Below are 21,693 nucleotides of genomic sequence, written 5' to 3'. Positions count from 1 at the left end.
TTGGCAAAATGCGTGTGTGGCAAGCTTTCACGCCGTATGGTTATTTTTTTTGACCGGTCGGATGTCCCGCTGCGGCGATGAGCCCGGCTTGCGGCCAACGTTGGCCGCAAGGCCGGGCGCACAAAAAAGGCAGCCCGCGGACGGGCTGCCTTTTTTGTGGCCAGGGGCAGGGGGGCTAGTTGCTGCCCTGCAGCCCGTACTTCTTCACCTTGTCGAACAGCGTGGTCTTGGGCGTGCCCAGCGCGGCGCTGGCCTGGGTCAGGTTGCCGCCGTGGCGGCGCAGCGCCTCCACGATCAGGCTCTTTTCGTAGGCTTCCACGCACTCGGCGAGGCTGGGCGAGTTGTGGCCGTCGCCGCTGTCCTTGAACGCCGGCAGCCCCAGCGCGTAGCGCTCGGCGACGTTGCGCAGCTCGCGCACGTTGCCCGGCCAGTCGTGCGCCATCAGCCGCGACAGCGTCTTGCGGTCCACCGCCAGCGGCTCGCGGTCGAAGCGCAGCGCCGCCTGCTGCAGGAAGCACTCGAACAGCAGCGGGATGTCCTCGCGCCGTTCGCGTAGCGGCGGGATTTCCAGCGTCACCACGTTGAGGCGGTAGTAGAAGTCGGCGCGGAACTTGCCCTGCTTCGACAGCTGGTCCAGGTCTTCCTTGGTGGCGGCGATCAGGCGGCAGTCGACATCGACCATCTGGTTGCTGCCCAGGCGTTCCAGCTTGTGTTCCTGCAGCACGCGCAGCAGCTTGATCTGCAGGTTGATCGGCATGGTCTCGACTTCGTCGAGGAACAGCGTGCCCTTGTGCGCGTGCTCGATCTTGCCGATGCGGCGCTTGCCGGCGCCGGTGAAGGCGTTGGCCTCGTGGCCGAAGATCTCGCTCTCGAACAGGTGTTCCGGCAGGCCGCCGCAGTTGATCGCCACGTAGTTGTGCTGCTGGCGGCGGCTGAATTCGTGCAGGCAGCTGGCGACCAGCTCCTTGCCGGTGCCGGTTTCGCCGTTGATCAGCACGTTGGCGCCGGTGTCGGCGACGTTGAGGATCAGCTCGCGCAGCTGGCACATCGCGGCGGAGCGGCCGATCAGGCGCTGCGCCAGCGTCTGCTTGCCGTCCAGCTGGCGGCGCAGGCTTTCCACCTCCAGGCTCAGCCGGCGCTGCTCCAGCGCACGGCGGGCGACCTCCACCAGCCGCTCCGGCGAGAACGGTTTTTCCATGAAATCGTAGGCGCCGTCCTTCATCGCCTGCACCGCCATGCTGACGTCGCCGTGGCCGGTGATCAGCACCACCGGCAGGCTGCGATCCTGCGCCTTCAGCTGCTGCATCAGGGTCAGGCCGTCGATGCCGGGCAGGCGGATGTCGCTGATGACGATGCCGGGGAACTGGCCGTCGATCAGCGGCAGCGCGGCTTCGGCGCTGGCGACGCCGGTGACCGGGATGTCTTCCAGCGTCAGCGCCTGCTGGCAGCCGAGCAGGACATGGGGATCGTCTTCCACGATCAGGACGCGCAATGCTTCAGACATGATGGAGTTCCTGTTCCGGGCACAGCGGCAATTGCAGCACGAAGGCGGCGCCTTGTGGCAGCGGCTGTGCCTGCAGTGTACCGTTGGCCGCCGCGGCGAGGCTGGCGGACAGGGTCAGCCCCAGCCCCAGCCCGCTGCCCTGCGGCTTGGTGGTGAAAAAGGGTTCGAACAGATGCTGGCGCACCTGCTCCGGCAGGCCGCCGCCGTTGTCGGCCACGGTCAGCTGGTAGCGGCCGCCGTCGCGCTGGCCGATCAGGCGCACGCAGGCGGCGGGTACGCCCTGCAGCGCGTCCAGCGCGTTGCCGATCAGGTTGACCAGGATCTGCTCCAGCCGCGTCTGGTCGATGGCCAGCAGCACGTCGTCGAATTCGCGCTGCACGGTGACCGGGTGGCGTGACAGCCGCGGCTGCAGCAGGAACAGCGCGGCGTCGACCGCGGTTTCCAGCCGCGCCTGGCCGTCGGCGTGCTCGGAGCGGCGGGCGAAGGAGCGCAGCGAGCCGGTGATCTTGCCCATGCGCTCCACCAGCTCGCCGATGGTCTTGAGGTTGGCCGCGGCGGTGTCGTAGGCGCCGCGGGCGAGGAATTTCACGGTGTTGCCGGACAGGGTGCGCAGCGCCGCCAGCGGCTGGTTCAGCTCGTGGGCGATGCTGGTCGACATCTGGCCGATCACCGCCAGCTTGCCGGCCTGGATCAGCTCGTTCTGCGCCTTGCGCAGCGTCTGCTCCGCCAGCTCGCGCTCGCGGATCTCGGCCAGCAGGCGCTCGTTGCTGGCGGACAGGTCGGCGGTGCGCTCTTCGATGCGGCGTTCCAGCTCGCTGTTGGCCGCCTGCAGCGCCTCGCGCGCCGACAGGCGGGTGGCGATCACCTTGCGCCGCTCGTTCCACGCGATCAGCAGCAGCGTCAGCACCGCGACGATGGTGGCCGCCAGCATCGCGTGCGTCCACGCTGCCGCCTTCACCGCCGCCAGCGGGCTGAGCAGGGTCAGCTGCCAGCGGGTGTCGTTGAGGGTGCGCGATTGCGCGAGGAACAGGCGGCCTTCCGGCGCGGCGACGTCGGGATCGGACAGCTCCCAGCGGTCCAGCCCCGGCGCCAGCGTGCGCCGCGATTTCAGCTGCAGCAGCGGCAGCGACGCCCAGTGGTATTGCAGGCTCTGCGCCAGCTGGTTGCGCCGCGCCTGCGACAGCGGGTGGATCACGTTCAGCCGCCAGCGCGGCTTGGAGGCGAGGATGATGACGCCGTTTTCATCGGCGATGAACACGTCGGCACCGGCCTTGCGCCAGCCGGCCTCCAGCTGGCCGAGGCGGACCTTGACCACCGCCACGCCGGCGATGCGGCCCTTGACGCGCAGCGGGCTGGACAGGTAGTAGCCGGCCTCGCCGATGGTGCTGCCGATGCCGTAGAAGCGGCCGGAGCGGCCGGCCATGGCGTCGGTGTAGTAGGGGCGGAACGACAGGTCCTCGCCGACGTAGCTGTCGCTGCGGCGCCAGTTGCTGGACGCCAGCACGCGGCCGTTGCTGTCCAGCACGTAGATCGCCAGCGTGCCGCTGCGGTCGTTCATCGCCGCCAGGTAGCGGTTGACCTCCAGCTGGTGGTGGGCGTCCGGCGACTGCAGCAGCTGCAGCGTCACCGGGTTGAGCTGTAGCAGGCCGGGCAGCCACACGAAGCGTTCGATCTCGCTTTCCACGCCGCGGGTGTGCAGCTCCAGCTGGCGGTTGCCCTGCTCGCGCAGGGCGTCGATGCCGTGCTGCACCGAAAACTGGTAGGTCAGCGTGCTGCACAGCAGTACCAGCCCCAGCAACAGGCAGCTCAGGAACAGCGGTTTGCGGATACGGACAGACATGGCGGAAAAAAGCGTTGCGGCCAACATTGGGATGACAGGATTCCGGTTCTAACACAGGCCATGGCCGGCGTCAGCAAAATTGCGGCAGGGCGGGGTGTCCTTTTTGTTGCACCCCGCGCTTAACGTGGCACGCCAGGCGCACCGTTGCGGTGCATTTGCATTGCACTATTCGTGCCAGTGACAAGCGGCAGCGATAACAAGCACTTGCCGCCACCGGGTATCGCAAAACCGAACCGCTGCCGCAGCGGTATCCGGAAATCCGTACGCCATGCAACCCGGAAAGCCATCGTCAAGCCGGCAGCCAGACGGTAGTATTCACCGGTTGGCCGCTTGCGGGCTGGCCGATGACCTGTCGTCACACCATTGCGGCGAGTTTGCGCCGCAGCCGGGACTTGGAGAAAACATAAACATGTTTGGCAACAGCAAGAAAAAGATCGCCGCACTGGAAGCACGCCTCGCCACCCTGGACCAGGAGCGCGCGACACTGCAGCAGCAGCTGGATCAGGCGCGCCAGGCGCTGGGCAACTGCGAACAACTGAGCCGCGAAAACGAGCTCGCCCAGCAAAAGCGCCACAGCTACCGCCAGCCGTTCGGGCAGTTCTGTGACGGCGTCGCGCAGCTGCGCGGCAGCTTCAGCAAGCTGGCCGAGGACATGGAAGGCTGCTTCAGCCTGGCCACCGACACCGCGGCCGGCCTCGACCACACCCGCAACGTGGTCGACACCCTCGCCAACAGCTTCAGCGACATCGCCAACGCGCAGCAGCTGACCGCGCAACAGATGGACACCCTCAACAGCAAGACCGGCGAAATCCGCCAGTTCGTGCAGCTGATCAAGGACGTGGCCGACCAGACCAACCTGCTGGCGCTGAACGCGGCGATCGAGGCGGCGCGCGCCGGCGAGCAGGGCCGCGGCTTTGCTGTGGTGGCCGACGAAGTGCGCAAGCTGGCCGAGCGCACCTCGCAGGCGACCAGCGAGATCGCCAGCCTGGTGGGCGACGTGGAGAAGGCGTCCAGCGACACCAAGCAGCAGGTCAGCGAGGCGGCGGAGCAGGCGGAGAAGTATCGCCACACCGGCGAGGAAATCGCGGTGGCGATCAAGAAGCTGGTCGACGGCAGCGAGCAGATGGCGAAGGCGATCACCGCCGGCACCAACGCGAGCTTCATGGAAGTGGTGAAGCTGGATCACATCGTCTACAAGATGGAGATCTACAAGGCCTTCATCGGCTACCACACCCTGGACGCCGGCCAGCTGTCCAGCCACACCCACTGTCGCCTCGGCAAGTGGTACTACGAGGGCCGCGGCCATCAGCAGTGCCGCGATCAGGCCAGCTACGGCCAGCTGGACGCGCCGCACGCGCGGGTGCACGAGAGCGGCAAGGCGGCACTGCAGGCGTTCTACGCCGCCGACTACAGCGCGGCTACGCAGGCGCTGTCGACCATGGAGCAGTCGTCCGACGAGGTGATGGGCCTGCTGGACCGGCTGGTGCACCTCGGCCACTAAGCGCCGCCAGCAAACCCCCTGATCCTGCGTTGCGCCTCCTTGCCGTACCACTGAGTACTGTCTTCGCCGGCGCGCCTTGACTCGGGTGCGCGGCGAGGTTTGGTGAGCAGCGCTAAGCCGTCGCAGGGCAGTCAGGCAAACAGGGCATGGTGATCACACCATGCCCTGTTTTCATTGGTGCCGGCTGCTGCAGCGCGCGGGTTTCTTGATCGGCATCATTCAGCGCGCTGCTGCGCCGCGGCAATACTGTCGGCAACACCCCACCGGAGCCTGACGATGAACCTGACTACCCACCTGAGCGCGGTGCACCGCCACTGCGACGACTCATTTGCCGCGCTGGAGCAGGCGGTGCGCCAGCAGGACTGGGCCGGCGCCGATGCGCTGTGCGCCAGCTTCTGCGAGGAAATGGCGCAGCATTTTGCCGACGAGGAAAACCGGCTGTTCCCGGCGCTGGAAGCGGCTACCGGCATGCGCGGCGGCCCGACCGCGGTGATGCGCTACGAGCACGAGCAGATGCGCGAGCTGATGGAAGACCTCAACCGCGATCTGCTGCAGCGCGACGCCCGCGGCGTGGCCGCCACCTGCGACACCTTGCTGGTGCTGATGCAGCAGCACAATATGAAGGAGGAAAACATCCTCTATCCGATGTGCGACAGCCGGATTCCGGATGCCGCCACCCTGTTGCAGGAGCTACGCCATGTCACCCCGTGATTTGCGCGGCCTGGTGCCGCCGGAACCGATGGAAATCATTCTCGACGACGTCGATAACGGCAGCAGCGGCCAGCAGCTGGCCTATGTGCTGCCGCACTTCCCCGGGCCGCTGATTCCGCTGCTGCAGCAGCGCAAGGTCGGCTTCGACAGTGAGATGCTGCCGGACATGAGCGGGGTGGTGCTGAAGCTGGTGCTGCCCTGATGCAGGCCATGCCCAGTTTTGACCGCGCACCGCCGCTTTCGCTGCCGGTGCGTTATTTTTTGGCGGCGGCGTGCTGGCTGCTGCCGCTGGCGGCCAGCCTGCTGCGGACCGACAACGACTACCCGTCGCTGAGCCTGCTGCTGCCGCTGCACCTGCTGGCGCTGGGCGTGCTCGGCAACGTCATGCTGGGCGCCTTGCTGCAGATGGTGGCGGTGGTGTCCGGCGTGCCCTGCCTGCGGCCAACGTGGTGGCGGCTGGGCGTGTGGAGCCTGTGGCAGCTGGCCACCGCCAGCCTGTGCTGGGGCTTTTACCAGGGGCTGGCGCCACCTTGGCTGCAGCTGGCCAGCGTGCTGTTTGCGCTGCTGGCCGCCGCGCTGTCGGGCCTGCTGTACGGACTGTGGCGCAGCCCGGCGGCGGACGGCAGCAGCCGCGGCCTGCGCCTGGCGCTCGGTCTGTTGCTGCTGACCCTGCTGCTGGGGCTGTCGATGCTGGCGGTGCTGGGCTGGGGCCGGCCGTGGCCGCTGCCTAGCCTGCTGCCGCTGCACCGGCTGGCGGCGCAGGGCTGGGTATTGCTGCTGGTGATGGCAGTGGCGCAGGTGATCGCGCCGATGTTCCTGCTGACGCCGGCCTATCCCGCCTGGTGGCAGCGCCACGGCGCCACGCTGTGGCTGCTGGCCTTGCTGGCCGGCGCGGGCGGTCTGCTGTGGCAGCCGCAGTGGCCGTGGTGGTCGCTGGCGTGGCTGCCGCTGGCGCTGTTTGCCGCGCTCAGCCTGCGCCTGCTGCGCGCCAGCCGGCGGCCGCAGGAGTGGCTGCTGCCGTACTGGTGGCTGGCGTTTGCGCTCCTGGCCTTGCTGGCGGCACTGCTGCCGCTGCTGGCGTGGCAGGGCGGCGAGCCGTGGCTGGCGCGCGCGCTGGCGTGGTGTCTGCTCGGCGGCTTCGCGCTGACGCTGGTGGTCGGCATGCTGTACCGCATCGTGCCCTTCCTGCTGTGGCTGCACCTGAAGAATGCGGCGCCGCCGCGCCATCGCGTCCCGGCCATGCACGCCTTCGTGCCGGAAACCGCCGCGCGGCACAGCTGGCGCGCGCTGTTGCTGTTGCAGCCGCTGGCGGCGCTGTGGGTGTGGCAGCCGCAGCTGGGCTGGCCGCTGGCGCTGGTGCTGCTCGGCCTGCTGGCGCTGCTGCTGCGGCATTTCGCCGCGGCGGCGCGGCAGTACCGTGCCGCCCGCCGCGCCTTGCCGTCCTAGAGCTTTTCACGATCGGCCGCGACTTGATCTCAATGGCGGCAATACGGCATTAAAAACGGCTTCGGGATGCTTGTTTATCTCCGGATAAACGCGCTTCCTCGGCCGTTTTCAGCTTGTCTTGCGTATCGTGAACAGTTTCTCAGCCGGCCAGCGCCTGAGCCAGCGTCGCCTGCAGTCTGGCCTGCAGCCGGACCACCTCGCCGATGATCAGCAGGGCCGGCGGCTTGACCGCGTGCTGCTGCACACAGGCGCCGAGACTGGCCAGTTCGCAGCACAGCACCCGCTGCTGCGCGGTGGTGGCGTTCTCGATGATGGCCACCGGTGTGGCGGCGGCGCGGCCGGCAGCCTGCAGCTGGTCGGCGATATTGGCCGCCTCGCCCAGCCCCATGTACACCACCAGCGTTTCCTCGGCGCCGGTGTGGCCGGTCCACTCCAGCACACTCTGTCCCTCGCGGCGATGGCCGGTGACGAAGCTCACGCCCTGCGCGTAGTCGCGGTGCGTCAGCGGAATGCCGGCCGCCGCCGCCGCGCCCATCGCCGCGCTGATGCCGGGGATCACCTCACAGGCGATGCCGGCTGCGGCCAACGTTTCCAGCTCCTCGCCGCCGCGCCCGAACAGGAACGGGTCGCCGCCTTTCAGCCGCACCACGCGCAGCCCTTGCTGCGCCTTGGTCACGATCAGCTGGTTGATGTCCTGTTGCGGCAGGGTGTGGCGGCTGGCGCGCTTGCCGACGCAGATCTGCTCGGCGCGGCGGTTGACCAGCGCCAGCACCGCGTCGGACACCAGCAGGTCGTACAGCACCACGTCGGCCTCGCCAAGCCGGCGCAGCGCCTTCAGCGTCAAGAGGTCCGGGTCGCCGGGGCCGGCACCGACCAGGCTGACCTGGCCGTGGCGCAGCGGGTAGGGATGGGGGAAGGGGGCAGGGGCGTTCATTGCTGTTCCAGTCTGGCCGGCGGCCGCTATGGGGATGGCGCCAGTGTAGGAAGGAGGGCGGCCGGGAATCGTTGATTCGCATCAATGCTATCGGGATGGCTGGAAACGTACAGTTCGCCCTGACACGCCGGGTTCCCGGTGACGCAAGAAAAGGAGGACGCGATGAGCGCCAGTTTTACCAAATCGACCGCGCGCAACATCTTTTACGGTGGCGCGGTGTTTTTCTTCCTGCTGTTCGTGGCGCTGACACTGGATACGGTGCAGGCGCTGCCCAAGCGCGACAACCGCGCCAACCTGACCGAGCAGGTCGCCCGCGGCAAGAAGCTGTGGGAGGTCAACAACTGCATCGGCTGTCACACGCTGCTGGGCGAGGGCGCCTATTTCGCGCCGGAGCTGGGCAACGTCTACCAGCGTCGCGGCCCGGAATTCATCAAGGCCTGGATCAAGGCGCAGCCGACCGGCGCGCCGGGACGTCGCCAGATGCCGAACTTCCATCTCAACGATGCCGAACTGGACGACCTGGTGGCCTTCCTGAAGTACAGCTCGGAAATCAACACCAATAACTGGCCGCCGAATATCGAAGGCTGATGCCCGTCGATCCCGGTAATTCATCATCCAAGGAGAACCAGATGACTTCCTCCGCAATGGCCACCGCGCGCTCTGCCAGCGTCTCGGCGGCGGCCAATGACCCGCTCACCAATGTGCAGCTCAAGTACCGCTCGCAGGCGGTGGCCAAGCCGTACTTTGTCGCCGCCATCGGCCTGTTCGTCGGCCAGATCGTGTTCGGCCTGATCATGGGCCTGCAGTACGTGATCGGCGATTTCCTGTTCCCGGCCATCCCGTTCAACGTGGCGCGCATGGTGCACACCAACCTGTTGATCGTGTGGCTGCTGTTCGGCTTCATGGGCGCCGGCTACTTCCTGATTCCCGAGGAATCGGAACGCGAGCTGCACAGCCCGAAACTGGCGCTGCTCACCTTCTGGGTGTTCCTGGTCGCCGGCGCGCTGACCATCGTCGGCTATCTGGCGGTGCCCTACGCGACGCTGGCGCAGATGACCGGCAACGACCTGTTGCCGACCATGGGGCGCGAGTTCCTGGAACAGCCGACCATTACCAAGATCGGCATCGTGCTGGTGGCGCTGTCTTTCCTGTTCAACCTGAGCATGACCGTGCTCAAGGGCCGCAAGACCAGCATCAGCATGGTGATGATGCTGGGGCTGTGGGGGCTGGCGATCTTCTTCCTGTTCTCGTTCTACAACCCGGACAACCTGGTACTGGACAAGTACTTCTGGTGGTGGGTGGTGCACCTGTGGGTGGAAGGGGTGTGGGAACTGATCATGGGCGCGATGCTGGCCTTCGTGCTGGTGAAAGTGACCGGTATTGACCGCGAGATCATCGAGAAGTGGCTGTACGTGATCATCGCCATGACGCTGATCTCCGGCATCATCGGTACCGGTCACCACTACTTCTGGATCGGCGCACCGGCGTACTGGCAGGTGTGGGGTTCGGTGTTCTCCGCGCTGGAACCGATTCCGTTCTTCATGATGACGCTGTTCGCCTTCAACGTGGTCAACAAGCGCCGTCGCGAACATCCAAACAAGGCTGCGGTACTGTGGGCACTGGGCACCGGCGTGATGGCCTTCCTCGGCGCGGGCGTGTGGGGCTTCCTGCATACCCTGGCTCCGGTCAACTACCTGACCCACGGCACGCAGATCACCGCCAGCCACGGCCACATGGCGTTCTACGGCGCCTACGCCATGGTGGTGATGACCATGATTTCCTACACCATGCCGCTGATGCGTGGCCGCGAGGCCAACAGCAATGCCGCGCAAGTGGTGGAGATGTGGTCGTTCTGGCTGATGACGGTGGCGATGGTGTTCATCACCCTGTTCCTGACCGCCGCCGGCATCCTGCAGGTGTGGATGCAGCGCATGGGTGACACCCCGCTGTCGTTCATGGCCACCCAGGACAAGATCGCCTTCTTCTACTGGCTGCGCGAGCTGTCCGGCGTGGTGTTCTTCATCGGCCTGCTGCTGTACATCGTCAGCTTCTTTGTCCGCGGCAACGAGCGCGCCAGCGCCTGATCCCGCCGCATCCGGCAACACGGGCGCCCCTTGCGGGCGCCTTTTTCACGACGGAGCCTGCCATGAACACGGCACAACCCGGCCTTGCCGCCGCGCCGCGCGTCCCCGGCGACCTGGCGATGTGGTTCTTCATCCTCGCCGAACTGGCGGTGTTCGGCATTTTCTTCGCCGTCTACGGCGTGGCCCGGCAGCGCGACGCGGCGCTGTTCGCCGCCGGCCAGGCGCAGCTGCTGCTGTGGCCGGCGCTGATTAACACCCTGCTGCTGATCGCCGGCAGCGCCACGGTGGCGGCGGCGGTGCGCGCCTTTGCGGCCAACCTTGTGGTGAGCGGCCGCCGCTACCTGCTGGCCACGCTGCTGCTGGGCGGCAGTTTCGTGCTGCTCAAGGGCTGGGAATTCGCCACCAAGTTCGCCGCCGGCATCACCCTGTCCAGCAGCGACTTCTGGATGTTCTACCTGTCGCTGACCTTCTTCCACTTCCTGCACGTGATCCTCGGCCTGGTGATCGTGGCCGCGGTATATCGCAACGCCTGCCGCGGCGCCTACGATGCGGCCAGGCACGACGGCGTGGAAACCGCCGCCGCCTACTGGCACATGGTCGATCTGGTGTGGGTGGTGCTGTTCGCGCTGGTGTACGTGGCGCACTAGGGAGCTCTTGGCTGTCGATCGGCGTCCGATTGATCCGCCGCATCTCTGCTAAAGCCAGGCGTGGTCTAGCGCTAATTCAGCCCGCGCGTTCCCTGAACTTGTCCTCCGCGTGGGCCCGCAGGCAATACCGGGTGCACCCTGTTGACCTTGCCATCGTGGCAAGGTCCAGACTGCAATGACGGCCAAGGTTGGCCGCATTCCATGCAAAGGACGCACCATGTATACCCTGCAAGTAGACAATATCGGCTGCGGCAGCTGTGTCGCCAAGATCAACCAGGCGCTGAAGGATCTGGATGCCCAGGCCACGGTGGATATCGACCGCACCAGTGGCCGGGCCAGCATCGATACCGACGAGGCGCTGCAGACCGTCTGCGAGCTGTTGACCGAGATGGGCTATCCGGCCCGGCTGGCGTAAGCGCTCCCGCCCCCGACATGCCCCTGCCTCCGCGGGGGCATGTTGCTTTTTGAGCACTGACGCCGTCGATCTGTTTTTTGCCCAAACAGGGCTTGACCTTCCCATCGTGGGAAGGCCGATGCTGAATTCACAACCCCGATCAAGGAGTCAGCATCATGTCCCGTTTCACTTCTCCCGCTGCCAGCCAGACCCTGCGCTTTCCGGTGCTGGGCATGACCTGTGCCAGCTGTGTCTTGCGCGTGGAAAAGGCCCTGCACAAGGTGCCCGGCATCCATGCGGCCAACGTCAACCTGGCCACCGAGTCGGTGACGCTGGAAACCGGCGCCGATTTCACCCTGACCGACGCCCACGCCGCCATCGAGCGTGCCGGCTATCAGGTTGGAGGCGATAACGTGAACCTCGGCATCCAGGGGATGACCTGCGCCAGCTGTGTCAGCCGCGTGGAAAAAGCCCTGCTGGCCGTTCCCGGCGTCACGGCCGCCAGTGTCAACCTGGCCACCGAGACGGCCCGCGTCACCCTGAGCGGCGGCAGCGATAGCCAACTGCTGCTGGCGGCCGTGGCCAAAGCCGGCTACCGGGCGAGCCTCCGCGAGGATGCCGCCGCTACACCACGTCCCCATGCGACGCCATGGTGGCCGGTGGCGGTGGCGGCCCTGCTGTCGCTGCCGCTGGTGTTGCCGATGTTCGGCGGGCTGGTCGGCGAGCACTGGATGCTGCCGGCCTGGCTGCAGTTCCTGCTGGCCACGCCGGTGCAGTTCTGGCTGGGGGCGCGCTTCTATCGCGCCGGCTGGAAGGCGCTGCAGGCCCGTAGCGGCAATATGGACCTGCTGGTGGCCATCGGCACCAGCGCGGCCTACGGGCTGTCGCTGTACCAGTGGTGGCTGCACGCCGATCATGGCGGTGGCCATCTCTATTTCGAAGCCTCGGCGGTGGTGATTACCCTGGTGCTGCTGGGGAAATGGCTGGAGGCACGCGCTAAGCAGCAGACCACGGCGGCGATCCGTGCCTTGCAGGCGCTGCGTCCGGCCACGGCCCGCGTGCGCCGCGATGGCGTCGATGTCGACCTGCCATTACCGCTGGTGCGACTGGGGGATCTGGTGGTGGTACGCCCCGGCGAGCGGGTGGCCGTGGACGGGGTGATCCGCGAAGGCAGCAGCCAGCTGGACGAGTCCATGCTGACCGGCGAGAGCCTGCCTGTCAGCAAGCAGGCCGGCGATGCGGTCACCGGCGGCGCCATCAACCACGACGGCTTGCTGCTGGTGGAGACCCGTGCGCTGGGCGAGGACAGCACCCTGGCCCGCATCATCCGCATGGTGGAGGATGCGCAGGCCGGCAAGGCACCGGTGCAGCGCCTGGTGGACCGGGTCAGCGCGGTGTTCGTGCCGGTGGTGCTGCTGATCGCCGTGCTGACGCTGGCCGGCTGGTGGTGGTTCAGCGGGGACGTCGAACAGGCGATACTCAATGCCGTCGCCGTGCTGGTGATTGCCTGTCCCTGTGCGCTGGGCCTGGCAACGCCGACCGCCATCATGGCCGGCACCGGCGTGGCCGCCCGGCACGGCATCCTGATCAAGGATGCGGAGGCGCTGGAGCTGGCACACGGCGTGCAGGTGGTGGCCTTCGACAAGACCGGCACCCTGACCGAGGGCAAGCCCAGGCTGATGCATGCCGTTGCGGCCAACGGTGACGAGCAGGCCCTGCTGCAGCTGGCCGCCAGCCTGCAGCAGGGCAGTGAGCACCCGCTGGCGCAGGCGGTGCTCAATGCGGTGGCCACGCCCGCGCCAGGCAAGCTGTCCGGACTGCAGGCGCTGCCCGGCCGTGGCCTGCGTGGCGACATCGATGGCGTCGGCTACCTGCTGGGTAACCAGCGGCTGATGCAGGAGCAAGGCATCGAGCTGTCTTCGCTGCGCAGCGATCAGCAACAACAGGAATTGCTGGGGCGCACCGTGTCCTGGCTGGCGCGTGCCGGCGACGGCAAACTGCTGGGCATGCTGTCCTTCGGCGACAGCGTCAAACCTGCTGCGAGTGCCGCCATCGGCCAGTTGCACGCGCTGGGTATCCGCAGCGTGATGATCTCCGGCGACAACCGGGCGGCCGCGCGCCAGGTGGCGGACGCGCTGGGCATCGACGAGGTGATTGCCGAGGTGTTGCCCGGCGACAAGGCCGGCCACATTGCCCATCTGCGTCAGGACGGCCGCCGTGTCGCCATGGTGGGGGACGGGGTCAACGATGCGCCGGCGCTGGCCGCGGCCGATGTCGGCATGGCCATGGGCACCGGCACCGATGTCGCCATGCAGGCGGCCGGGGTGACGCTGATGCGTGGCGACCCCACGCTGGTGGCGCAGGCGATTGCCATCTCCCGTCTGACTTACGGCAAGATCCGGCAGAACCTGTTCTGGGCATTTATCTTTAACCTGGTGGGCATTCCGCTGGCGGCACTGGGCATGCTCAGCCCCATCGTCGCCGGGGCGGCCATGGCGCTGTCCAGCGTCAGCGTGGTCTCCAATGCGCTGCTGCTGCGCCGCTGGCGACCGGCCAGGCCGCATTGAGCCGGGGCGGGCCGGCCCGCCTGTGTCATGCCCTTGGTCATAAAAAGAGGAGCGAAACATGAATATCGGCCAGGCCGCCGCGGCCAGCGGCGTTTCCGCCAAGATGGTCCGGCACTACGAAAGCATCGGCCTGATCGCGCCCGGGCAGCGCACCCAGTCCGGTTACCGCCAGTACAGCGAGCGGGAGGTGCACCTGCTGCGCTTTATCCGCCAGGCGCGCAGCCTGGGTTTTCCGCTGGAGCAGATCCGCATCCTGCTGTCGCTATGGCAGGACACCGGACGCGCCAGTGCCGATGTGAAAAGGTTGGCCGCAAGCCACATCGCCGAACTGGACGAGCGCATCCGGGCGCTCAGCGACATGCGCACGACCTTGCAGACCCTGGCCGATGCCTGCAGCGGGGATAGCCGTCCGGATTGTCCCATCCTGCACGGCCTGGCCGAAGGGCATGGCGGGCAGTGTGCCCACCACGCGGCGACGGTTCAGCCCGCAAGCGGCGGCTGAGCGGGAAACCACAGCGTGAAGCAGGTGGCGTCATCGGCCGAGGTGACGCTGATGCGGCCGCCGTGCACTTCGGCTATCGAACGGGTGATGGCCAGCCCCAGCCCGGCACCATCCGACTCGCCCGCCACGCGGGCGGGGTCGGCGCGATAGAAGCGGTCGAACAGCCGGGGCAGCTGTTCCGCCGGGATGGCGGGGCCGGGGTTGCAGATACTGACGGCGGTCATGTTGCCGTCCTGCTGCAGGCTGATGCTGACCACGCCGCCTGTCGGCGTATGGCGCAAGGCATTGGACAGCAGGTTGCTGAGCGCGCGGCGCAGCATCAGCCGGTCACCCAGCATCCGTCCGTGCCCCGTCTGCTGCAGGCGGATGGCTTTCTCTTCCGCCAGCGCATCGTAGAACTCCAGCAGCGCCGCCACCTCGTCCTCGATGGCGATCTGTTCCCGGCTGGGCAGCACCAGCCCGTGCTCGGCCTTGGCCAGGAACAGCATGTCCGACACCGTGCGCGCCAGGCGCTGGAACTCCTCGGCATTGGAGGCCAGGATGTCGCGGTATTCGTCGGCGGAGCGCGGCTGGGAAATGGCGACCTGCGTCTCGGTCAGCAGGTTGCTGATCGGCGTGCGCAGCTCGTGCGCGAGGTCGGAGGAGAACTCCGACAGCTTGCGAAAATCCTGCTGCAGCCGGCGCAGCATGGCGTTCAGCGATTCGGCCAGATCGGCCATTTCCGGCGGCACCGACGCCACCGGCATCTGGGTGTCCAGCTGCTGCCCGGTAATGGCTTGCGCCCTGGCCTTCATCGCCCGCAGCGGTGCCAGGCCGTTGTGCGCCACCCACCAGGCCAGCACGCCGCCCAGCAGTGCCGACAGCAGGATGTAGACCGCCAGTGACCGGCCTATCATCTGCATGAAGTGCTCGTGCCGGCCGGTGTCGATCGCCGCGCAGATGGTCAGCTCGGTGCGGCCACCGTCGGCCAGCCGGCCGCTGCTGCACATGCCGTGATAGTTGGCCCCGGCATGCTGCCAGCTCACCATCTGCCGGTTCGCGGCCGCATCGACGGTGGGGAAGTGGAACGCCGCCGGCGATCGGGAGGCGTAGACCGGGTAGCCCAGCCGCTGCAATTGCACGTACAGGTCGCGGTGATTGTGCACCACGTCGTCCAGCCGCTCGGCCAGCGTGGCGATATCGGGCGAAGTGCTCATCACCTCCCGGATCAGCCCGAGCTTGTCGCGCAGGTCGTCGGCATCCTGTTCGGCGAAGTGCCGGTCCATCATCACGCCGACCAGCACGCCCAGCCCGGCCAGCAGCAGCACGGAAACCAGCGCGTAGAGCAGGGTCAGTCGTGCCGTCAGGGAAAGGCGCTGCCTCATGCGTCCGGCTCCGGCACTTCCAGCACGTAGCCCATGCCGCGCACGGTGTGGATCAGCTTGGGCTCGAAGTCGTCGTCGACCTTGGCGCGCAGACGGCGCATGGCCACGTCGATCACATTGGTGTCGCTGTCGAAATTCATGTCCCACACTTGCGAGGCAATCAGCGAGCGCGGCAGTACCTCGCCCTGACGGCGCATCAGCAGCTCCAGCAGGCCGAACTCCTTGGCGGTGAGGGTGAGGCGCCGGCCGTCGCGGCTGACGCGCCGGCGCAGCAGGTCCAGCTCCAGATCGGCCACCTGCAGGGTGGTCGCCTCCACCGTGCCGCGGCCGCGGCGCAGGATGCTACGCACCCGCGCCAGCAGCTCGGCAAAGGAGAACGGCTTGACCAGGTAGTCGTCCGCGCCCAGTTCCAGCCCCTTGACCCGGTCTTCTACCTGGTCGCGGGCGGTCAGGAACAGCACCGGCATGGTCTTGTGCCGCAGCCGCAGCTGGGTGAGCACTTGCCAGCCGTCCATGCCGGGCAGCATCACGTCCAGGATCAGCAGGTCGTGCTCGCCCTCCAGCGCCAGATGCAGCCCTTCCTGGCCGTCATGCGCCAGGTCCACGGCAAAACCCGCCTCGCGCAGGCCCTGGCGCAGGTATTCACCGGTCTTGATCTCGTCTTCGACTATCAGAATCTTCATCGCTGTTTCCTGTAGCAGTGCCGACAGTTTGCCACCGCCAGCCTGCCGCTGCGCCAGATGACAGATTTGTAATCTGGCTGTCAGTTTGCTGTTGGCCTTAATCCGCCACACTGGCGGCACCAAAGTCAGAACCCGTATTCCCGCCATGCTGCCAGATTTACCGGGCGTTGGCCGGGAAGGAGACCGGAGCATGAACAAACCAAGAATGCTGCTCGCCGCCTTGCCACTGCTGGTCGGTGTGGCACAGGCACAGCAGCCCCCAGAGAGCGAATGGCGGCAGGCCAACCGGCAGGTCGCCGAGTTTCCGCGCGGCCACGCAGACGTACTGAAGTGGGAACAGGCCCGGCAGACGGCCATGCCGCCCGTTGCCGGCAAGCCGGCGACCCTGGTACTGAACAGTCTTGCCGAAGGCGTGCAGCTGGCCTGGCAGGCCCACCCGGAACTGGCCAAGCCCCTGGCGCAGCTGGGACGGGAAGAGGTCGCCTTGCTGGCCAGCGGCCAGTGGCAGGACTTGTCCGCCACCAGGCTGCGCAGAATCGAAGACGCCGCGGAGCTCATCGAAGTCGCGCATGGTACCCGCAAAACGCTGCTGGCCGCGATGGCGGTCGAGCAGGCATTGCCCTACCAGCAACAAGCGCTACAGGCGGCGGAGGCCGCGGCCGAGCTGGGCGCCCGCATGGCGCAGACCGGCAACTGGAGCAAGCTGCAGGATGCGCGGGAACAGCTGCTGAAGGTGACCGCCCTGCAGCAATGGCAGCGTAGTCAATACGCAGCCGATCAAAGCCGGGCCGCGGTGCTGAAAGCCTTGCAGCAGTGGACGCGCCGCGCCGCTCAGACCGTCAGGCTGCCGCAGAGTCTGCCGGCGCTGCCGGCCGCCATCCTGTCCGAACAGGCCTTCCGGGACCGCCTGGCGCGCATGGCCGCCACGCTCCCTGCAGGCGAACAAACCATGATGCGCGCCAATGCCGAGCTGGCCTATAGCGCCTATCGCACGGCTTATGCCCTCGCCGGCAGCAGCCAGCAGGACACGCTCAAGCTGCGGCAGTTCATCTACGACGAAACCGTGCTGCGCTACAACGGCATGCTGCTGAACACCTGGGATCTGCTGGCCGAATCGCGGGCGCTGGCCGAGGCCCGTGTGGCGGCCATCGGCGCCGTGCGTGACTTCTGGCTGGCCGAGGCGGACCTGCAGTTGCTGCTGCTGGGCCAGGTGCCGGAAAGCTTTGTAACGTTGGCCGCAGGCGGCGACAGCCCTGCCGCGGCGGGCCATTGAAAGGACTATCCATGAGTATCGATCCCTCCCGCCGCCAGTTCTTCGCCGGCGCCGCTACCGCCGTGGTCGGCGCCACCGTGGCCCGCTCGGCGCTGGCCGCCTTGCCGGAGCCGGTGATCCAGACCTCGGTGGACACCGCGCCGCCGCTGGTGCCGAATACCGGCCGTCCGTACAACCCGGTGGTCACCCTGAACGGCTGGACCTTGCCGTGGCGCATGAACAACGGCGTCAAGGAATTCCACCTGGTGGCCGAGCCGGTGGAGCGCGAGATGGCGCCCGGTTTCACCGCCCAGCTGTGGGGCTACAACGGCCAGAGCCCGGGCCCGACCATCGAGGTGGTGGAAGGCGACCGCGTGCGCATCTTCGTGACCAACAAGCTGCCGGAACACACCAGCATCCACTGGCATGGCCAGCGCCTGCCCAACGGCATGGACGGCGTTTCCGGCCTGACCCAGCGCAGCATCAAGCCGGGCAAGACCTTCGTCTACGAGTTCGTGGCGCGGCGCCCCGGCACCTTCATGTACCACCCGCATGCCGACGAAATGGTGCAGATGGCGATGGGCATGCACGGCTTCTGGGTGACGCACCCCAAGGGCAAGCACCCGCTGATCGACGAGGTGGACCGCGACTTCTGCTTCCTGCTCAACGCCTTCGACGTGGAGCCGGGCAGCAAGACGCCCAAGGTCAACACCATGACCGATTTCAACATCTGGGCGTGGAACAGCCGTATCTTCCCGGGCATCGATTCGCTGAATGTGCGCCTGAACGACAAGGTGCGTATCCGGGTCGGCAACCTGACCATGACCAACCACCCGATCCACCTGCACGGACACGAGTTCCAGGTCACCGGCACCGACGGCGGGCCGACGCCCAGATCCAGCCGCTGGCACGAGGTCACCACCGACGTGGCGGTCGGCCAGATGCGGCAGCTGGAGTTCGTCGCCGACGAGGAAGGCGACTGGGCGATCCACTGCCACAAGAGCCACCACACCATGAATGCCATGGGCCACGACGTGCCGACCATGATCGGGGTCGATCACCGCGGCCTGGTGGGCAAGATTCAGCAGGTAGTGCCGGATTACATGCTGATGGGCGAACGCGGCATGGCCGACATGGGCGAGATGGAAATGCCGATCCCGGACAACACCGCACCGATGATGACCGGTCAGGGGCCGTTCGGACCGCTGGAGATGGGCGGCATGTTCAGCGTGCTGAAGGTGCGCAAGGACCAGCCGGCCGGCAGCTACAAAGACCCGGGCTGGTTCCGGCACCCGGCCGGCACGGTGGCGTTCGAATACAACGGTGAGCTACCGACGGCGCCACGTCAGCAGGCTGCGGCCAACCCTGGCGCCGCCACGGTCAAAGCCAAAAAACCGGGAATGCACCCGGAACAACACTAACCACACACTCATCAGGAAAGTACGGCATGAAAACCACCCACCGCCTTCTCATTACCACACTGCTGGCCTGCCTGATGGCTCCGGCCATGGCCGCCGGCAGCCACGCCGGTGGCCACGGCGACAGCGCCATCGGCCAGCCGGGCAAGGTCGCCAATGTCACCCGCACCATCCAGGTAGACATGTCCGACAATATGCGTTTCTCCGCGCCGCTGATCAGCGTGAAGCAGGGCGAGACCATCCGCTTCGTGGTGAAAAACCTGGGCAAGGTGAAGCACGAATTCAGCCTGGGCACCGAGCAGGAACTGCTGGAACACTACGAGGTGATGAAGAAATTCCCGGACATGGAGCACGACGAGCCGAGCAAGGTATCGCTGGCGCCGGGCGGCAAGGGCGAGGTGATCTGGCACTTCAGCAAGGCCGGCACGGTCAACTTCGCCTGCCTGCACCCGGGGCACTACGATGCCGGCATGAAGGGCCAGATCAAGGTCGCCAAGAAATAACACCTACGTGGCTGGCCGGATGGCCGCCCGCTGTTTTCACTTTTCAGGAGCATGACACCATGACTATCCGCGCACTGATACTCGCCACCTCGCTGGGCCTGGCCGCCCTCAGCCCCGTTGTCCACGCCAGCCAGGCGCCAGCGGCGGCCAGCAGCGATATGGCGATGCTGACCGATGGCGAAGTCCGCAAGATCGACCCGGCCGCCGGCAAGATCACCATCAAGCACGGCCCGATCCAGCACATGGACATGCCGGGCATGACTATGGTGTTTACCGCCAAAGACAAGGCACTGCTGGACAAGGTCAAGGTGGGCGACAAGATCCGTTTCATGGTCAGCCATGAAGACGGCAAGATGCTGGTGACCGACATCCAGCCTGCCAGCTGAGCAACATGGCCGGGGCGACCCGGCCATGTCTTATCCACTTGATGCCGACCGTGAAACCATGCCCTCACTTACCCGCAAACAGAAAATTGCCTCCGTCGCCGTGATCGGGCTGTTGGCCGCAGGCCTGGGCGCCTACCTGTCTACCGGCAGCCAGCCTGCGCCGACATCGCTCACGCTGCGCCCGGACGATGCCGCCATGGTGGCGCGCGGCCAGCAGGTTTACCTGGCCAATTGCGCCAGCTGCCACGGCGGCAAGCTGGAAGGGCAGGCCAACTGGCGCGAGCGCAATGCCCAGGGCATGTTGCCGGCGCCGCCGCACGACGAGACCGGCCACACCTGGCACCACCCGGACGAGATGCTGTTTGCGCTGACCAAGTACGGCGTTGCCAAGGTAGCCAAAATGCCGGACTACCAGTCCGCCATGCCGACGTACGAGGGCAGGCTGAGTGATGCCGACATCATCGCCGTGCTGTCGTGGATCAAGAGCCAGTGGCCTGCCGAGGTGCGCGCCCAGCACGATGCGGTAAACCAGCGGGCGCGGAAAGGCTGACCATGCCCGCCAGAAGTGATTGACCGTCATCAAGCCCGCTTGGTGAGCGGCGGTCTATAGTGTCATTGATGCTTACAGGAGCCTGTCACCATGCGCCTTACCCAAGCAAGAGCCCGGCAGCTGTGTCGCCTGTTACTGGCGGCCTGGTGTCTGGTGCTTGCGTTTGGCTTGCTGCTTGGCTGTCAGGCGCAAGCAGCGGAGGATCATGACCCTGTCGCGGTCCACGCCCTGGCGGCACAGACGCTGACCAGTCACCCCCCCGCCCACGATACGTCGCACTCTCTGCTGTGCGAACAAGCCTGCCAGACGCTTTCCTCCCCGCTGGCAAAGGCAGACGTCAGCGTTGCGTTGCCGCTGCTGTCTTCCCTGTTGATCGTCTGGTTCCTGCTGCCATCCTTGCTGTGGCTGGCGCCGGCCATCGCCCCCCGCCTGCTTTCGCCGCCCGCCACCGGTGGCACGCCACCGCGACCACACCTGCTGTTCCAGCGCTTCAACAACTAGCCAATCCCGCCGTTCCAGCCACTGCGACGCCTCGCCGCGTAGCGACTTCGCTCGCACCCGGCGCGCAAGCGCACTGCATTTCGTACACCGTTTTTCTTCCCGGAGGACTTAGATCATGAACAGCCTGAAACATTTTTCTGCCGCCCTGCTGCTGGCCGCGGTTGCCAGCCAGACCCTGGCCGCCCAGCCACCGATGCCGCCCAATGCGGCCAACATGGAAATGCAGATGCAGAAGATGCGCACCATGCAGGACAAGATGATGGCGGCAAAAACACCGCAGGAGCGGCAAAAGCTCATGGCCGAGCAGATGCAGGCGATGCAGGAAGGCATGGCCATGATGCAGGCCATGGATAAGGACATGATGAGTAAATGTGCTGGCATGGCGGGCGGCCAGGGGATGCCTAGCGGAGCGGAAGATGCTAAAGCCATGATGGATCAGCGCATGAAGATGATGGACATGATGCAGCAGATGATGGGACCGTCGGGCGGCATGATGCCCATGCAATAAACCGATGCCGCATGCCGAAGCGGTGGCCGTCGCGATCACGGCCACCCGCCTCGGCTGCGTCCTTGTCGATTCGCGGGAGCATGGAGATGAAGACCTCACCCTGGCATACCGGTCGTAGCCTGGCGATCACCATGGCAATCAGTTACACCGTTTGCGCGCTGTTATACCGGCTGTGGCCGGAGCAGGGCGTCGCCTTCCTGAACGCGCTGTTTCATGGCCTGGACTTTGGCAGGCTGCGCACACCGACACCTTTCAATCTGACCGATTTCTTTATGCCAATGACGGTGCTGGTGGTGTGGGGCTTTGTTACCGGCACCGTGTTCGGCTGGGTCAGCCGCGGTCTGGATCGCTGCTGCCACGGCCAGGCGCATTGCGCACGACCGGACAAGGAGTGACCC

The 21,693-nt window shown here is 66.5% G+C and carries 23 protein-coding genes and 1 pseudogene; 19 read left to right on the top strand and 5 right to left on the bottom strand.

The genetic code is table 11. The annotated features are described in order from the left end of the window. Nucleotides 1–175 precede the first annotated feature (175 nt). Nucleotides 176–1,504 carry a two-component response regulator AauR gene (gene aauR / locus IE100_RS10690; protein ID WP_189374068.1) on the bottom strand — a complete coding sequence of 443 codons (1,329 nt, stop codon included), beginning with the start codon at nucleotides 1,502–1,504 and terminating at the stop codon, nucleotides 176–178. After that, entirely contained in the window at nucleotides 1,497–3,344 is a 1,848-nt protein-coding gene (locus tag IE100_RS10685; protein WP_229800333.1) for a sensor histidine kinase, read from the bottom strand. The genes aauR and IE100_RS10685 overlap by 8 nt, the downstream gene beginning before the upstream one ends. An 823-nt stretch (nucleotides 3,345–4,167) precedes the next feature. Between IE100_RS10685 and IE100_RS16605 the strand changes: the two are divergent. The 5 genes and pseudogenes from IE100_RS16605 to IE100_RS10665 form a co-directional block, all read left to right on the top strand. Next, a pseudogene (locus IE100_RS16605) lies at nucleotides 4,168–4,425 on the top strand (methyl-accepting chemotaxis protein); the annotation flags it as partial. A gap of 42 nt (nucleotides 4,426–4,467) precedes the next feature. Next, entirely contained in the window at nucleotides 4,468–4,845 is a 378-nt protein-coding gene (locus tag IE100_RS16600; protein ID WP_373295304.1) for a CZB domain-containing protein, read from the top strand. A gap of 276 nt (nucleotides 4,846–5,121) precedes the next feature. Next, a complete protein-coding gene (locus tag IE100_RS10675; RefSeq protein ID WP_189374065.1) occupies nucleotides 5,122–5,556 on the top strand; it encodes a hemerythrin domain-containing protein in 435 nt (144 codons plus the stop codon). Next, nucleotides 5,543–5,758 carry a DUF2249 domain-containing protein gene (locus IE100_RS10670; protein ID WP_189374064.1) on the top strand — a complete coding sequence of 72 codons (216 nt, stop codon included), beginning with the start codon at nucleotides 5,543–5,545 and terminating at the stop codon, nucleotides 5,756–5,758. The genes IE100_RS10675 and IE100_RS10670 overlap by 14 nt, the downstream gene beginning before the upstream one ends. 8 nt (nucleotides 5,759–5,766) lie before the next feature. Then, nucleotides 5,767–7,002 carry a hypothetical protein gene (locus IE100_RS10665; RefSeq protein ID WP_189374063.1) on the top strand — a complete coding sequence of 412 codons (1,236 nt, stop codon included), beginning with the start codon at nucleotides 5,767–5,769 and terminating at the stop codon, nucleotides 7,000–7,002. A gap of 139 nt (nucleotides 7,003–7,141) precedes the next feature. Here IE100_RS10665 and cobA read toward each other — a convergent pair whose 3' ends face one another. After that, nucleotides 7,142–7,936 (bottom strand): uroporphyrinogen-III C-methyltransferase, encoded by a 795-nt coding sequence (gene cobA / locus IE100_RS10660; protein WP_189374062.1) that lies wholly within the window; start codon nucleotides 7,934–7,936, stop codon nucleotides 7,142–7,144. A gap of 162 nt (nucleotides 7,937–8,098) precedes the next feature. Between cobA and IE100_RS10655 the strand changes: the two genes are divergently transcribed. The 6 genes from IE100_RS10655 to cueR all read left to right on the top strand — a co-directional run bounded on the left by IE100_RS10655 (nucleotide 8,099) and on the right by cueR (nucleotide 14,130). Further along, complete coding sequence (locus tag IE100_RS10655) at nucleotides 8,099–8,524, top strand: c-type cytochrome (RefSeq protein ID WP_047967298.1); 426 nt, start codon at nucleotides 8,099–8,101, stop codon at nucleotides 8,522–8,524. 41 nt (nucleotides 8,525–8,565) lie between these two features. Next, nucleotides 8,566–10,020, top strand: coding sequence for a cbb3-type cytochrome c oxidase subunit I (locus IE100_RS10650; protein ID WP_229800332.1), 1,455 nt, complete (start codon nucleotides 8,566–8,568; stop codon nucleotides 10,018–10,020). Between the two features lie 62 nt (nucleotides 10,021–10,082). After that, the gene (locus IE100_RS10645; RefSeq protein WP_189374061.1) at nucleotides 10,083–10,667 is read left to right on the top strand and encodes a cytochrome c oxidase subunit 3; all 585 of its coding nucleotides are present in this window, start codon (nucleotides 10,083–10,085) and stop codon (nucleotides 10,665–10,667) included. Between the two features lie 217 nt (nucleotides 10,668–10,884). Then, nucleotides 10,885–11,082 (top strand): heavy-metal-associated domain-containing protein, encoded by a 198-nt coding sequence (locus IE100_RS10640; RefSeq protein WP_189374060.1) that lies wholly within the window; start codon nucleotides 10,885–10,887, stop codon nucleotides 11,080–11,082. Nucleotides 11,083–11,237: 155 nt separating this feature from the next. Then, complete coding sequence (locus IE100_RS10635; RefSeq protein WP_189374059.1) at nucleotides 11,238–13,628, top strand: heavy metal translocating P-type ATPase; 2,391 nt, start codon at nucleotides 11,238–11,240, stop codon at nucleotides 13,626–13,628. 58 nt (nucleotides 13,629–13,686) lie between these two features. Further along, complete coding sequence (gene cueR / locus IE100_RS10630; RefSeq protein ID WP_189374058.1) at nucleotides 13,687–14,130, top strand: Cu(I)-responsive transcriptional regulator; 444 nt, start codon at nucleotides 13,687–13,689, stop codon at nucleotides 14,128–14,130. Here cueR and IE100_RS10625 read toward each other — a convergent pair. Together IE100_RS10625 and IE100_RS10620 are read right to left on the bottom strand one after the other, a co-directional pair. After that, a complete protein-coding gene (locus IE100_RS10625; RefSeq protein ID WP_189374057.1) occupies nucleotides 14,109–15,494 on the bottom strand; it encodes a heavy metal sensor histidine kinase in 1,386 nt (461 codons plus the stop codon). The genes cueR and IE100_RS10625 overlap by 22 nt on opposite strands. Further along, nucleotides 15,491–16,177, bottom strand: coding sequence for a heavy metal response regulator transcription factor (locus IE100_RS10620; protein WP_189374056.1), 687 nt, complete (start codon nucleotides 16,175–16,177; stop codon nucleotides 15,491–15,493). The genes IE100_RS10625 and IE100_RS10620 overlap by 4 nt, the downstream gene beginning before the upstream one ends. Nucleotides 16,178–16,367: 190 nt before the next feature. Here IE100_RS10620 and IE100_RS10615 point away from each other — a divergent pair, with 190 nt between their 5' ends. The 8 genes from IE100_RS10615 to IE100_RS10580 all read left to right on the top strand — a co-directional run bounded on the left by IE100_RS10615 (nucleotide 16,368) and on the right by IE100_RS10580 (nucleotide 21,690). Further along, entirely contained in the window at nucleotides 16,368–17,450 is a 1,083-nt protein-coding gene (locus IE100_RS10615; protein ID WP_189374055.1) for a hypothetical protein, read from the top strand. 11 nt (nucleotides 17,451–17,461) lie between these two features. Next, nucleotides 17,462–18,850, top strand: coding sequence for a multicopper oxidase family protein (locus tag IE100_RS10610; RefSeq protein WP_189374054.1), 1,389 nt, complete (start codon nucleotides 17,462–17,464; stop codon nucleotides 18,848–18,850). A gap of 26 nt (nucleotides 18,851–18,876) precedes the next feature. Continuing rightward, nucleotides 18,877–19,350, top strand: a complete 474-nt coding sequence (locus IE100_RS10605) for a cupredoxin domain-containing protein (protein WP_189374053.1) — start codon at nucleotides 18,877–18,879, stop codon at nucleotides 19,348–19,350. Between the two features lie 59 nt (nucleotides 19,351–19,409). Then, complete coding sequence (locus IE100_RS10600) at nucleotides 19,410–19,736, top strand: copper-binding protein (protein ID WP_189374052.1); 327 nt, start codon at nucleotides 19,410–19,412, stop codon at nucleotides 19,734–19,736. Between the two features lie 25 nt (nucleotides 19,737–19,761). Beyond that, nucleotides 19,762–20,286, top strand: a complete 525-nt coding sequence (locus IE100_RS10595; RefSeq protein ID WP_229800331.1) for a c-type cytochrome — start codon at nucleotides 19,762–19,764, stop codon at nucleotides 20,284–20,286. A gap of 90 nt (nucleotides 20,287–20,376) precedes the next feature. Then, complete coding sequence (locus IE100_RS10590; RefSeq protein ID WP_189374051.1) at nucleotides 20,377–20,787, top strand: hypothetical protein; 411 nt, start codon at nucleotides 20,377–20,379, stop codon at nucleotides 20,785–20,787. Nucleotides 20,788–20,902: 115 nt separating this feature from the next. Next, nucleotides 20,903–21,295 carry an EMC3/TMCO1 family protein gene (locus IE100_RS10585; RefSeq protein ID WP_189374050.1) on the top strand — a complete coding sequence of 131 codons (393 nt, stop codon included), beginning with the start codon at nucleotides 20,903–20,905 and terminating at the stop codon, nucleotides 21,293–21,295. Between the two features lie 80 nt (nucleotides 21,296–21,375). Further along, a complete protein-coding gene (locus IE100_RS10580; protein WP_189374049.1) occupies nucleotides 21,376–21,690 on the top strand; it encodes a DUF5676 family membrane protein in 315 nt (104 codons plus the stop codon). Nucleotides 21,691–21,693 lie beyond the last annotated feature (3 nt).

This window comes from Vogesella alkaliphila (assembly GCF_014652475.1).
Taxonomy (GTDB): domain Bacteria; phylum Pseudomonadota; class Gammaproteobacteria; order Burkholderiales; family Chromobacteriaceae; genus Vogesella; species Vogesella alkaliphila.
Note: the sequence above shows the minus strand (reverse complement) of the source record. Positions and strands in the feature narration are given on the sequence as shown.